This is a genomic window from Phenylobacterium sp. (genome assembly GCF_036263695.1).
In the GTDB taxonomy this organism is placed as follows: Bacteria; Pseudomonadota; Alphaproteobacteria; order Caulobacterales; family Caulobacteraceae; genus Phenylobacterium.
In genome coordinates, this window is record NZ_DATAGM010000300.1 from 1 (window position 1) to 12878 (window position 12878).

At 69.0% G+C, this 12878-nt stretch carries 11 protein-coding genes; 3 read left to right on the plus strand and 8 right to left on the minus strand.

The window, feature by feature from the left end; translation table 11 throughout:
• The 3 genes from VHK87_RS12110 to VHK87_RS12120 all read right to left on the minus strand — a co-directional run.
• Window positions 1–314: class I SAM-dependent methyltransferase (locus VHK87_RS12110; protein ID WP_329635149.1), on the minus strand; the 314-nt coding region annotated here is incomplete at its 3' end.
• 49 nt (window positions 315–363) lie between these two features.
• Window positions 364–1905 carry an NAD(P)/FAD-dependent oxidoreductase gene (locus VHK87_RS12115; RefSeq protein ID WP_329635150.1) on the minus strand — a complete coding sequence of 514 codons (1542 nt, stop codon included), beginning with the start codon at window positions 1903–1905 and terminating at the stop codon, window positions 364–366.
• 108 nt (window positions 1906–2013) lie between these two features.
• A complete protein-coding gene (locus tag VHK87_RS12120) occupies window positions 2014–2592 on the minus strand; it encodes a hypothetical protein (RefSeq protein WP_329635151.1) in 579 nt (192 codons plus the stop codon).
• 122 nt (window positions 2593–2714) lie between these two features.
• Here VHK87_RS12120 and VHK87_RS12125 point away from each other — a divergent pair, with 122 nt between their 5' ends.
• From VHK87_RS12125 to VHK87_RS12135, 3 genes are all read left to right on the plus strand, one after another.
• Entirely contained in the window at window positions 2715–3182 is a 468-nt protein-coding gene (locus VHK87_RS12125; RefSeq protein WP_329635152.1) for a hypothetical protein, read from the plus strand.
• A 165-nt stretch (window positions 3183–3347) separates the two neighbouring features.
• Window positions 3348–5090, plus strand: coding sequence for a sensor histidine kinase (locus tag VHK87_RS12130; protein WP_329635153.1), 1743 nt, complete (start codon window positions 3348–3350; stop codon window positions 5088–5090).
• Between the two features lie 63 nt (window positions 5091–5153).
• Window positions 5154–7088: an acyltransferase family protein gene (locus VHK87_RS12135; RefSeq protein ID WP_329635154.1), complete on the plus strand. Its 1935-nt coding sequence runs from the start codon at window positions 5154–5156 to the stop codon at window positions 7086–7088.
• 86 nt (window positions 7089–7174) lie between these two features.
• On the opposite strand, the gene VHK87_RS12140 is transcribed toward VHK87_RS12135, so the two are convergent.
• From VHK87_RS12140 to VHK87_RS12160, 5 genes are all read right to left on the minus strand, one after another.
• Entirely contained in the window at window positions 7175–8311 is a 1137-nt protein-coding gene (locus VHK87_RS12140) for an acyl-CoA dehydrogenase family protein (protein ID WP_329635155.1), read from the minus strand.
• A gap of 35 nt (window positions 8312–8346) precedes the next feature.
• Complete coding sequence (locus tag VHK87_RS12145) at window positions 8347–9555, minus strand: acyl-CoA dehydrogenase family protein (RefSeq protein WP_329635156.1); 1209 nt, start codon at window positions 9553–9555, stop codon at window positions 8347–8349.
• Between the two features lie 109 nt (window positions 9556–9664).
• Window positions 9665–10861 carry an acyl-CoA dehydrogenase family protein gene (locus VHK87_RS12150; RefSeq protein WP_329635157.1) on the minus strand — a complete coding sequence of 399 codons (1197 nt, stop codon included), beginning with the start codon at window positions 10859–10861 and terminating at the stop codon, window positions 9665–9667.
• Between the two features lie 54 nt (window positions 10862–10915).
• A complete protein-coding gene (locus tag VHK87_RS12155; RefSeq protein WP_329635158.1) occupies window positions 10916–12112 on the minus strand; it encodes an acyl-CoA dehydrogenase family protein in 1197 nt (398 codons plus the stop codon).
• A 109-nt stretch (window positions 12113–12221) separates the two neighbouring features.
• The coding region (locus VHK87_RS12160) for an isochorismatase family cysteine hydrolase (RefSeq protein WP_329635159.1) at window positions 12222–12878 on the minus strand (657 nt) is incomplete at its 5' end.

Here is a 12878-nt window from a genome sequence, read left to right on the forward strand (position 1 = left end):
CCGGCGTCGGGCGCGTCGAGGTCCTCGGTGCGCCCGTGGATCCAGCGCAGGCCCGCGTGGGCGCCGGCGTCCGCCGCCCGTCCGGCCGCGATCATCGGCGCGGAGAGGTCGACGGCCCACACCTCCTGGAAGCAGTCGGCCAGCGGAATGGCGAGCTTGCCGGGGCCGCAGCCGAGGTCGAGGGCCCGGCCGCGGCCTGTGGCCAGCTCCGCGAGCGCCGCGATCAGCGCCGGCGGATACGGGGGCCGGTTCGCATAGGCGCGGGCGACGTCCGCGTCGTCGAAGTCGCTTCCGCTGTTCTGCGGCTGGGGCATGCCCTCCTGAGACTAGCTCAGCTGAGGGGCGCGCCCAACCTCGCCCGCATCACGCGGGCGTCGGCTCGCGGGTCGGCGCCCCGACCTTGGCCTTGGCGTAGTGGAAGACGCTGTCGTCCAGGTCGATGGCCGGCAGCTCGTCCTTTTCGCGCATGTAGTCCTGGGTGTGCTGCCACTCGGGGCTGGCGCCGCGCTTGGGCATCAGGTGCATGGCGCGCATGAGATAGCCCGGGTTGAAGCTGTCCGGGTCCATCCACGGCAGCAGCTCCATATCCTGCTCCTCGGGCCGCAGCTCGGTGGTGACCTTGGTCACCCCCTTGGCCTTCATGTGCTTGAGCAGCCGGCAGACGAAGTCGCCCAGCAGGTCGGCGCGCAGCGTCCAACTGGCCCGGAAGTAGCCGAACACCCAGACCATGTTCGGCACGCCGGTGAACATCATCCCGCGCCAGGTCACCGTCTTGGCGAAGTCGACCGGCTTGCCGTCCACTTGGAAGGCGATGTCGCCGAGCACGCACATGTTGAAGCCGGTGGCCGCGACCACGATGTCGGCCTCCAGCGTCTCGCCGGACTTCAGCAGGATGCCGCCCTCGACGAAGCGGTCGATCTCGTCGGTGACGACGGAGGCCTTGCCCTCGCGGATGCCTTTGAACAGGTCCCCGTCCGGCACGAAGGCGATGCGCTGGCGCCAGGGCAGGTACTTGGGCGTGAAGTGCTTCTCCACATCGAAGCCTTCGGGCAGCGAAGCCTTCACCATGCCCAGCAGTTCCTTGCGAACCGCCTCTGGCTCGGTGAAGGCGCGCTTGGTGAAGAGGGCGCCCATGTGCAGCCGCTGGCGGCGGACGATCTCGTGGATCCAGGTGGGGTCGATCTGCAGCGCCCGCAAAGTGTCGGCCAACTCGTCGGCGTTGCGGCCGGGCGTGAAGTAGGTCGGCGAGCGCTGCAGCATGGTCACGTGGGCGACCTCGTTGGCGATCGACGGCACCAGGGTCGCGGCCGTCGCGCCCGAGCCGATCACCACCACCTTCTTACCCTTCAGCTCGATGTCCTGCGGCCAGGTCTGGGGGTGGACGATCTCGCCCTTGAAGTCGGCCATGCCGGGCCACTCGGGCGTGTAGCCCTGGTCGTGCTTGTAGTAGCCCTGGCACATCCACAGGAAGCCCGTGGTGAACCGCACCGGCTCATCGGTGTCGGTGCGCACGCCTTCGACGGTCCACAGGCTGGTCGCGCTGTCCCAGCTGGCGTCGGTGATCTTGTGGCGGTAGCGGATGTGGCGGCTGAGGTCGTTCTCCTCGATCACCTCGCCCATGTAGGCCAGGATCTTGTCGCCCGTGGCGATAGGATCGCCCAGCCAGGGCTTGAAGCGGTAACCGAAGGTGTAGAGGTCGCTGTCTGAGCGGATGCCCGGATACTTGTGGGTCCACCAGGTGCCGCCGAAGCTGTCCAGCGCGTCCAGAACCACGAAGCTGGTCCCCGGCATCTGGTCCTTCAGGTGGTAGGCCGCGCCAACGCCAGAGACGCCGGCGCCGACGATCAGCACGTCGAAGTGCTCGGTCCTGGTCGCGGCTGGCGCAGCGGTGGTCGTGGCGGTCATCAGCTCTTCCTCCCGAGATGGCGGCGGTCGTTCTTGGCCATCGGCCCCCTGCGCCGTGTTCGGCGTCAGGCTTAGGTGATCGTTGATAACATATCGCGAGGCGGGGCGCTATCGCCCGAGCGCCGCCCGGATCGCCGCGGCCGGCGCGACGAAGACGTTGGAGCGCTCGGGCTTGCCCGAGGTGCGGGGGGCTTCCAGCGCCAGGCAAAGGTCGCGCGGCTCGGCGGTGAGGTCATAGGCCTTGTCCGTGCCGCCGCTGCGGGCCGGCACGACGTAGGCGGTGTAGGCGTAGCGGCCGTTCTCGTCCCGCTCCAGCACCCGGGCGAGCCCCGGCGCGGCCCCGCCCTCGGGCGTGCGGGCCCGGATCGCCAGCGCCTGACCCACGGCGTAGGGCCCCAGCACCGCCACGCCCTGCGGGTTCTTGAACGGGCAGAGGTCGGCGCGCGCCTCGATCGCCTCCCGCGTCTCGGCCAGGGTGTTGAGGTTGGCCTCGGACGAGAAGTGGACCCGCAGATAGGCCGGATGCGGCGCCGTCTTCGGCTCGAAGTCGGCCGGCGCATCGATGGCGCCTCGCGCCACCATGTCCACGCGCTCGAACCGGTAGGCGCCCAGGCTCGGCGCGCAGGCGGCGGAGATCAGCGCCAGGAGCCCGGCGGCGACAGGGCCGTAGCGCGTCCATTGCGGCATCTCGGCCTCCCAGCTTCACGAGCCTGTGAGCTTAGCGCTGCTGGAGGCTGCGGCAAGCGGCGCCGTTTGCCTGGGGAAGCCCGGCTGGCTAGGCTGGCGCGGGCTGAACCCGGGGGGATATGGTGCGCAAACTATCTGCCATGATGCTGGCGCTCGCCTTGGCGGCGACCGCGGCCGAGGCCCGCGCGGGCGTCTACAGCGACGACCTGGGCAAATGCCTGGTCAGGAAAGCCACCGAGGCCGACCAGTCGGACCTGGTGCTCTGGGTGTTCTCGGCTATGAGCCGGCACCCCAAGGTGAAGCCGTTCTCCAACTTTACGCCGGAGCAGCTGGAGGCCTCCAACCGCAAAGCCAGCGAACTTGTGACGCGGCTGCTGACCGAGGACTGCCGCGCAGAGACTGTCGTGGCGCTGAAGTATGAGCGTGCGACCTCGATCGAGTCAGCCTTCCAACTGCTGGGACGGGTCGCCATGCAGCAGCTGATGAACCACCCCGACGTCTCGGCGGGGTTCGAGGCCCTGGGCAAACACATGGATGCTGCCAAGTTCGACGAGCTCGGCCGTGAGGCGGGTGTGCCGCTGGGCGAGTAGGGTCGGCCAACGCTTTCACGTCGCCGTGAGCGTCGCCTGCGGCTGAGACCGGCCAAGCCTCGAAAGCGTTCCGACTTCTGCGGCTTACGCCAAATCGCGGCGTAGCCTGCCGGCGCTCGGCGGGCCCCCTTGGTCCGCCGGAGCGGCGGGGTCGAGGTGGGCAAAATGGAGGCTGCGCGCCGCCAGAGCATCCAAGGTCGACGCTCCGCGCCGGCGAAGCCGGCTGCGCCGCCGGCGGAGGATTGCCACGAGCTGATCGACGCGAGCGAAGACGGCCTCTACGCCGTCGATCGGGAGTGGCGGCTCGTTCGGTTCAACACCGCGGCCGAGGCCTATTTCCAGGTCAGCCGGTCGGAGGTTCTGGGCCGCCATCTCTTCTCCTGTTTCCCACAGGTGCGCGGGACAGGGCTGGAGGCCGCCCTGACCCGCGTGATGGAGGGCGGCGAGCCCGAGCAGCTGGAGACGCCCTCGACCGTCTGGCCGGAGCGGCGGGTCGCCTACAAGGTGTTTCCCACCGCCACAGGCATCGCTGTTTGGTTCCGCAACGTCACCGAGGCGCGGCTGCAGGAGGAGGCCCGGCTCGCCGAGTTGGAGGCCATCTACCGGACCGCACCGGTGGGGCTGGCGCTGCTCGACCGCAACCTGCGCTACGTGCGCTGCAACGACCGGCTGGCCGAGATCGACGGGGTGCCGGCCGCCGACCATCCGGGCCGGCGCCTGGACGAGGTGGTGAACCGCGCCGTCGCCGAGGCCGCGGAGCCGATCTTTGCGAGCGTCATCGCCAGCGGGCGGCCCATTCGAGACCTCGAGTTCTCGGCCTGGTCGCGGCTGCGCAACGAGGTGCGCACCTGGGTCGCCAACGTCAGTCCGATGCCGGACCGCCAGGGCGGCGTGGGCGCGCTGCTGGTGAGCGTCGATGAGATCACCGCCCGCAAGCAGGCCGAGGCCGCCCTGGCCGAGAGCGAAACCAAGTTCCGCATTTCCCAGGAGGCCGCCCTCGACGGCTTCATGATCCTCAAGGCGGTCCGCGATCCGGGCGGCCGGGTCGCCGACTTCAGCGTCGAGTTCGCCAACCGCGTCGCGCGCGAGTGGCGAGGCACGCCGAACACGGATCCGGACGGGACCCGCCTGCTGGATGCGCTGGGGGACCACAGGGACCACCCGGACATCTTCCCGCGCTTCGCCCGCATCCTGTCCGAACAGGGACGGCACGAGACCATCACCCGGTTCGAGACCAACGGCGCGGTGCACTGGTTCCGCAACGCCGCCGTGGCGATCGACGGCGAGCGCCTGGCGGTGTCGTTCCGGGACGTGACCCGCCGGGTCGAAGCCGAGCACCAGCTGCGCCTGGTGGTGCGCGAGCTCGAGCACCGCGGCAGCAACGTCCTGGCCCTGATCCAGGGGCTGATGCGCGTGACCCTGCGCGAGGCCGGGGACATGGACGCGTTCGAGACGGCCTTCACCGACCGGTTGCGGGTGCTGGCGGCGGCGCAGTCGCTGGTGACCGACGCCGCGGGCGGGCCGGTGCCGCTGCGCGAGGTGGTGATGAGCGCGCTGTCGCCCTTCCGGCAGCCGGGGCTGAGGATCCGGCCGGGGCGGCACGTGACGCTGCCGGCGTCGGCCGCCGTGTCCCTGACCCTGGCGCTGCACGAGCTGGCCACAAACGCGCTGAAGTACGGCGCCCTGTCGGTTCCCGAGGGGGTGGTCGAGGTGCGTTGGACCATCAGCCGCGGGTGGGTGGAGCTGCTGTGGCAGGAGCACGGCGGCCCGCCGGTGACGCCGCCGCAGAAGCCGGGGCTCGGCTCGCCGCTGGTCGCCGGCGCGCTCGCCGGCCTGCCGGGCTCGGAGGTCCGCCATGAGTTCCCGCCAGAGGGCGTTCGGTGCCTGATGCGCTTCCGCGTCGACTGAGGCGCCAAGCCGGCGAGTCGGCTAAGGCAGTCTCCTGAAGGGGTGAAGAACCGGGAGCCGGAATTGGGCGCAGCTGCGGCGGCAGGCGGGGCCGGCGGGACGGACCCGCGGGTCCGGACGCTGGACTACCGGCCGGACATCGACGGGCTGCGCGCGCTGGCGGTGATGCTGGTGGTGCTGAACCACGCCGGGTTTGCGCTGGTGTCGGGCGGCTTCGTCGGCGTGGACGTGTTCTGCGTCATCTCCGGCTTCCTGATCACCGCCCTGATCGCCGTCCAGCGTGAGCGGGGCGAGTTCTCGCTGCGGACCTTCTACGTGCGGCGCGCCGAGCGGCTGCTGCCGGCGCTCTATGCGATGATGCTGGCGGTGCTGATCGCCGGCTGGTGGCTGTTGATCCCCAGCGACTACAGCGGCCTGGCGCAGAGCGTCCTCAGCGCCGTCGCGCTGGGGGCCAACGTCTACTTCTGGCAGACCTCGGGCGGCTACTTCTCGCCAGACGCGGCCTCGCTGCCGCTGCTGCACGTGTGGTCGCTGTCGCTGGAGGAGCAGTTCTACCTCATCTGGCCGGCCGCCCTGCTGCTGCTGATGAAGCTGAAGTCGGGGCGGCTGCGGCTGGGTGTGATCCTCGGGCTGACCGCGGCGTCCTTCATCCTGGCGCAATACGGCGTCGCGCAGGGCTCCTCAGCCGCTTATTTCCTGCTGCCCCAGCGGGCCGGCGAATTCCTGGTGGGCGCCCTGCTGTTCCTGGTGTTCGGGCGCGCTAGGGCAGGGGACCGGCCCGGGCTCGCGGCCGCGGCGGGCGTCGGCGGGCTCGCGCTGGTGCTGAGCTCCGCGCTCTGGCTGGACGCCGGCTCCCCCTTCCCGGGCCTTTTCGCCCTGGCGCCGTGCCTCGGCGCGGCCCTGCTGATCGGCGCCGGGGGGCTGGGCCGCAACTGGGTCAGCATGGGCCTCTCCGCCGCGCCCCTCGTGTTCGTCGGACGGATCTCCTACTCGGTCTATCTGTGGCATTGGCCGCTGGTCAGCTTCCTGCGCTATTCGCGGGTGGAGTTCACCCCAGCCGTGATGGCCGGCGTGGTGGCCGGCTCGCTGCTTCTGGGCTGGATCAGCTGGGCCCTGTTCGAGCGCGGGTTCCGGCTGCGGCTGGCCAGGCGCGAGGCGCCGGCCGTCGCGGTGGGGGGCCTGCTCGCCGCCCTGCTGATCGCCGCGCCCGCGGCGATCCACCTGAGGGACGGCGTTCCCGCCCGCTTCCCTTATGCGCTGCTGACGCAGGAGGAGTTGCTGGCCGAACGGGCCCGCTACTGGCGCGATCTGCCGGCGGCCAAGGCGACGTTCTCCGCCAACGAGGCGGCTCGGCGGACGCTGATCGTCGGCAACTCCCACGCCTACGACCTCGCCTACGCCCTGACCGAGAACGGTTATCCCGGCGAGGTGAAGCTGCTCGGCACCACCCAGCTGTGCGTGAACTTCGGGCACAATCCGGTGGAGCCCGCAAACGCCGCCCTCTGCGCGGAGCGGCTGGAGGCGGTCCTGCGCAGCAACGCCCTGCAGCAGGCGGACCTGGTCCTGCTGCACGACCATTGGGCCAGGGACGACCTGCAGGGCTTGGCGGAGATGATCCGAAAGCTCCGTCGCGTGACTGCCGCCCCGATTGTCGTGTTCGGGCCGAAGATGACGTTCACCGACGACGTGCTGGCGATCTCCAAGGCGGCCCAGGGACGCCGCCACGTCAGCGTCTCGGGCATCAACGGCTTTGCGGCGGGCCATCAGGATCTCGCCAGGGTCGAGCGCGACCGCAAGCTCAAGGCCTTCTTCGCCGAGCAGGCCTTCCCCGGCGTCCGCTACGTCAGCGTCCTGGACGCCCAGTGCGGGGCGGAGCTCGCCTGCCACATCCTCTCGCCGGATGGCGACTACCTCTACTTCGACTCCGGCCACTTGACCCTGGCCGGTTCGCGCCGCCTCGGCGCCCGCCTGAAGGCGGCCCATCCCGAGCTGTTCTGAGCCCCAAAGAGAAACCCCTCCGGCTCGCGCCGGAGGGGCTCTTGAAACACAGCCGTCGGTCCGGCGCTCAGGCCGGCCGATGCGGCTCAGTAGCCATTGATCCGCGCGTAGCGGTCGCGGTGATAGGCCTGGTTGCCGAAGGCCGCTTCCGCGGCTCGGGCCCGCTTCAGGTAGAAGCCGGCGTCGTGGGCGTCGGTCATGCCGATGCCGCCATGCATCTGGACCATTTCGTTCGACACCAGGTGGAAGGTGTCGCCCATCTTGGCCTTGGCCAGGCTCACCAGCTCGGGCACGTCCGGGGTGTCGGCGTCGATGGCCTGGAGGGCGGCTTCGACGGCCGAGCGGGACAGCTCGAGGTCGGTGAACATCTTGGCCGCGCGGTGCTGCAGCGCCTGGAAGGAGCCGATCACCTGGCCGAACTGAACCCGGGTCTTCAGGTACTCGAGGGTGACCTCGAAGGCCTGGACGGCCGAGCCGAGCATTTCGGCGGCCAGGCCCGCGCGGGCCCGGTCGAGCACCTTCTCGAGCAGCGGGTAGCCGTTACCTTCTTCGCCCAGGACGGCGTCGGCGCCGACCTTGACGTTTTCGAAGGTGACGTTGGCCGCGCCGCGGCTGTCGGCCAGCGACAGGCGCTTCTTCGAGATGCCGGCCGCGTCCGCGGGCACCACGAACAGGGTGATGCCGTTGGCCTCGCCCGGGGCGCCGCTGGTGCGGGCCGAGACGATGTAGACGTTGGCGGCCAGGCCTTCGAGCACGAAGGTCTTCGTGCCGTTCAGGGTGTAGCCGTCGCCGCTCTTCTCGGCCTTCAGGGCGACCTTCTCCGGCGCGTGGTGGGCGCCTTCGTCGACCGCCAGCGTGCCCACCGCTTCACCGGCCGCGATTTTCGGCAGCCAGTTGGACTTCTGCTCTTCCGTGCCGCCCAGCACCAGGGCGCTCGCCGCGCCGAGGCCGGAGGCCAGCAGCGGGGAGGCGGTCAGGGTGCGGCCGAGCTCCTCGAGGATCAGGCCCATCGACAGGTAGCCGAAGTTGGATCCGCCATACTCTTCCGGGATGATCACCCCGGCCCAGCCCATCTCGGCCATCTCGTTCCAGGCGTTGGCGTCGTAGCCAAGCTCGACGCCGCTGTCGCGCATCTTCCGGAACGCCGTGACCGGGCTCTTTTCCTGGACCCAGCTCTTGGCCGCGTCGCGCAGCATGCTCTGTTCTTCAGACAGGACCGCCATTTTCTCGTCTTTCCTCTCTTAAATCGTCGCGTCGCTTAATTGTGTTGGGTGAGATCCGGCAGACCCAGGATCCGCTTGGAAATGATGTTGTTCTGCACTTCTTGGGAGCCACCGTAGATCGTGGTGGCCTTGCCGAACAGCCAGTTCCGCACCGCGGCCAGCTCCTCCTGAGTGAAGGCGTCGCCTTCCCAGCCGAGGCCCTGGTGACCCATGATCTCGAGGGTCAGTTCGGCGCGATCCTGCAGGGTCTTGGTGCCGGCGTTCTTCATGATCGAGGTCGCGGCGGTGGGACCCTGGTTGGAGCGGGCCTCCAGCATCGCGCGCATGGCGGTCTGCTGGAAGGCGCGCATGTCCATGTCGTTGATGGCGATGCGGGTGCGCAGATCGACGTCCGCGATCCGGCCCTTCTCGTCCACGCCGACATATTCCTTGGCCAGCTTGGCCAGACCCCGGCCGCCCATGCCGCCGCCGCCGGGTCCGGCGCCCGAAAGGCTGTTGCGCTCGTGCTGCAGCAGGCGCTTGGCGATGGTCCAGCCGCCGTTCAGCGGACCGACCAGGTTTTCCTTCGGCACCTTCACGTCGGTGAGGAAGGTTTCGCAGAAGGGGCTGGAGCCGGCGATCAGCTTGATCGGGCGGACTTCGACGCCGGGCGTCTTCATGTCGAAGAGGACGAAGGAAATGCCCTCGTGCTTCTTCGTCGTGTCGGTGCGCACCAGGCAGAAGCACCAGTCGGCCCATTGGGCGCCGGAGGTCCAGATCTTCTGGCCGTTGACCAGAAAGTGGTCGCCCTTGTCCTCGGCGCGGGTCTGCAGCGAGGCCAGGTCGGAGCCGGCGCCCGGCTCGGAGAAGCCCTGGCACCAGGCGATCTCGCCGCGCACGATCGGCGGAATGTGGCGCTGCTTCTGTTCTTCGTTGCCGTACTCGAGCAGCGTCGGGCCGAACATCATCACGCCCATGCCCCCGATGGGGTTGTAGGCGCCGATGCGCATCATCTCCTGCTGGACGACACGCGCCTCGGCCGGGGTCAGGCCGCCGCCGCCGTACTGCTTGGGCCAGGTGGGAACGCCCCAGCCCTTTTCGCCCATCCGCTGGCGCCACAGGTCCTGGTCAGGCGTGGGCTCGACGCGCTCTTCGCGCATCGCGGGGTTGGGCTTGCCCCGCAGGGATTGGGGGAAATTGGCCTCGAACCATTCGCGCGCTTCCTTGCGAAGGGCCTCGAGATCGCTGCCGCCGAAGTCGGCCATCAATAGCTCCTGAAAAGTCTCAATCGAAAACACCCAGTTACACCGGCCAAGCCGGCCGCTCCAGCCTGCCGTTGCGGCAGAGTGGGGAGCGGCCGGGCCGGAGCGGGCGCTACTGCTTCTGCGTCAACTCGGGCAGGCCGAGGATCCGCTTGGTGATGATGTTGCTCTGGATCTCCTGGGAGCCGCCGAAGATCGTCGTCGCCTTGCCGGAGAGCCACTGACGCACGGTCGACAGCTCTTCCTTGGTGAAGTCGTCGCCCTCCCAGCCCAGGCCCTGGTGACCCATGATCTCCACCAGCAACTCGGACCGCATCTGGCCGATCTGGGTGCCGGAGTTCTTCATCACCGAGGTGGTGGCGTTGGGGTTCAGGTTGCCCTTGGCCTCGGCCACCGCGCGGGCGAGCGTCAGGCTGTGGGCCTTGGCGTCGATCATGTGGGCGGCGATACGGCTGCGCAGATCCAGGTCAGCGATGCGGCCCTTCTCGTCCGTGCCGACGTACTTCTTGGCGATGTCGGCGACGGAGGCTTGGCCTCCGGTCATCCGACCGCCGCTCTGGCCCGAGCGCTCGTGCTGCAGCAGCCGCTTGGCGACGGTCCAGCCGCCATGCAGCGGGCCGACCATGTCGTTCTTCTCGACGCGGGCGTTGGTGAAGAAGGTCTCGCAGAACGGCGAGGAGCCGGCGATCAGCTTGATCGGCCGCACTTCGACGCCGGGCTGGTGCATGTTGATCAGCACGAAGCTGATGCCCTCATGCTTCTTGGTGTTGTCGGTGCGGACCAGGCAGAAGCACCAGTCGGCGTATTGCGCGCCCGACGTCCAGATCTTCTGGCCGTTGACCACCCAGTGGTCGCCAGCGTCCTCGCACTTGGTCTGCAGGCTGGCCAGGTCGGAGCCGGCGCCCGGCTCGGAATAGCCCTGGCACCAGCGCAGCTCGCCGCGCACGATCGGCGGGATATGGCGCTGCTTCTGCTCCTCGGTGCCGTACTCGAGCAGAGTCGGGCCGAACATCGAGGTGCCCATGCCCGCCACCGGGTTGTAGGCGCCGATGCGGTTCATCTCCTGCTGCAGCACGCGCGATTCCGGCCCCGTGAGACCGCCGCCGCCGTACTGCTTGGGCCAGGTGGGTGCGCCCCAGCCCTTGTCCGCCATCGCCTGCTTCCAGCGCTTGCGGTCCTCGGTCTCGGTGGCCGGGCCCTCTTGCCCGTAGGTGTCCTCGCCGCGGAGGGACTTCGGGAAATTCTCTTCGAGCCAGGCCCGCGCCTCGGCGCGGAAGGCGTCCAAATCAGTGCCGCCGAAATCGGCCATATGGGAAATCCTCCAAAATCTCTTGTTCGTTGCCCGGCCAAATGGGCCGGATGGTCAGTTGGACTGGGTGGTGTCGGGAAGCCCCAGGATCCGCTTCGAAATGATGTTGTTCTGTACTTCGTAGGACCCGGCGAAGATAGTCGTGGCCTTGCCGCTCAGCCAACTCCGAACTGTGCTCCGCTCCAGTTCGCTGAAGTCGTCGCCGTCCCAGCCCAGTCCGTGATAGCCCATCAGCTCGATGGTCAGCTCCTGGCGCTGCTGGGTGATGACGGTGTTGGCGTTCTTCATGATCGAGGTGGCGGCCGACGGGCTCTGGTTGCCCTTGGCCTCAGCGATGGCCCGGTACTGCGTCAGCACGAAGGCGTGCCGGTCGATGTCGTTGGCGGCGATCCGGCTGCGAAGGTCGACGTCGGCGATGCGGCCCTTCTCGTCCACGCCGACGTACTGCTTGGCGAGCTCGGCCGGCGTCGGGCCGGCCTCACCGCGCGGGCGCGAAGAGCCGGAGCGCTCGAACTGCAGCAGCCGCTTTCCGACGGTCCAGCCGCCGTTCAGCGGCCCGACCATGTCGTTCTTCTCGGCCCGGGCGTCGGTGAAGAAGGTCTCGCAGAAGGGCGAGTGGCCGGCGATCAGCTTGATCGGGCGAACTTCCACGCCGGGCTGGTGCATGTTGATCAGCACGAAGCTGATGCCCTCGTGCTTCTTCGTCGTGTCCGTGCGCACCAGGCAGAAGCACCAGTCGGCGTACTGCGCGCCGGAGGTCCAGATCTTCTGGCCGTTGATCCGCCAGTGGTCGCCCGCGTCTTCGCAGCGGGTCTGGAGCGAGGCGAGGTCGGAGCCGGCGCCCGGCTCCGAATAGCCCTGGCACCAGCGGATCTCGCCGCGCACGATCGGCGGCAGGTGGCGCTGCTTCTGGTCCTCCGTGCCGTATTCCAGCAGGGTCGGCCCGATCATCGACACGCCCATGCCGGCCATCGGGTTGTAGGCCCCGATCCGGTTCATCTCATCGGCCAGCACCACCGCCTCGGGCCCGGAAAGCTCGGCCCCGCCGTACTGCCGCGGCCAGGTGGGCGTGCCCCACCCCTTCTCGGCCATCGCCTGCTTCCACCGCTTGCGGTCTTCGGTCTCCGAGGCCGGACCCTCGCCGGGCGTCATGTCGTCAGCGCCGCGAAGGCTCTTCGGGAAATTGGCGTCCAGCCACTGGCGGGCCTCGACCCGGAACGCCTCGAGATCAGGACCGCCAAAGTCCGCCATCGAATTTCCTCCACCTTTTCTGGTATTTAGGTGGGACTATAGCACAGAGGCGCGATGGGCGGGAGTCTGGTGCGTTGATCAGGAGGCGTCTTCGTCGCGGCCTATCTCCTCAACTGAGAAAAGCTAGGATCTCCGCTGTGGTTCGTACGTCGCCGAACGAGCGGTAGACCGTCGTCAGGGTCGCGTTATGCATGGCGTCGTTGACGGTCGCGCACCCGTCGGCCGCCATGATCACCCGGTACCCGAGCGTGCTGGCGTCGCGGGCCGTGCCTTCGCAGCAGACGTTGGTCACCGTGCCGGTGACGATCACCGTGTCGACCCCCAGCGCCTGCAGCCGCTCGTGCAGGTCCGAGCGGCCGGGGAAGAAGGCGCTGGCGGCGGTCTTCTCGACGAACAGGTCGTCGGGAAGACTCTCCAGTTCCGGGGCCAACCGGCTCGGCAAGGCGCCTTCGCCCCCGGAAGCGGCATACAGCTTCGCCACCGCCGGGCCGAAGAACTCGGCCGCATGGGCGGCGGAGCGGGCGTCTGCGGAGGGCAGCACCCAGGCGATGGTCCCCCCGGCCGAACGCAACGCCGTCGCCAGCGCATTGATGTTGGGAATGACGCCGCGGCAGTAGGGGCTCTCGCGCGTGAAGAACGGCACCATATCGACGACCACCAGCGCGGTCGTGACCGGCGCCAGCGCCTCGTAAGCGTATAGCCGGCCGCGGCGAGCGAGCTGCCGGTCGTACTCCCGTTGCGGAATGGCCCAGTCGTGCACCCGCGC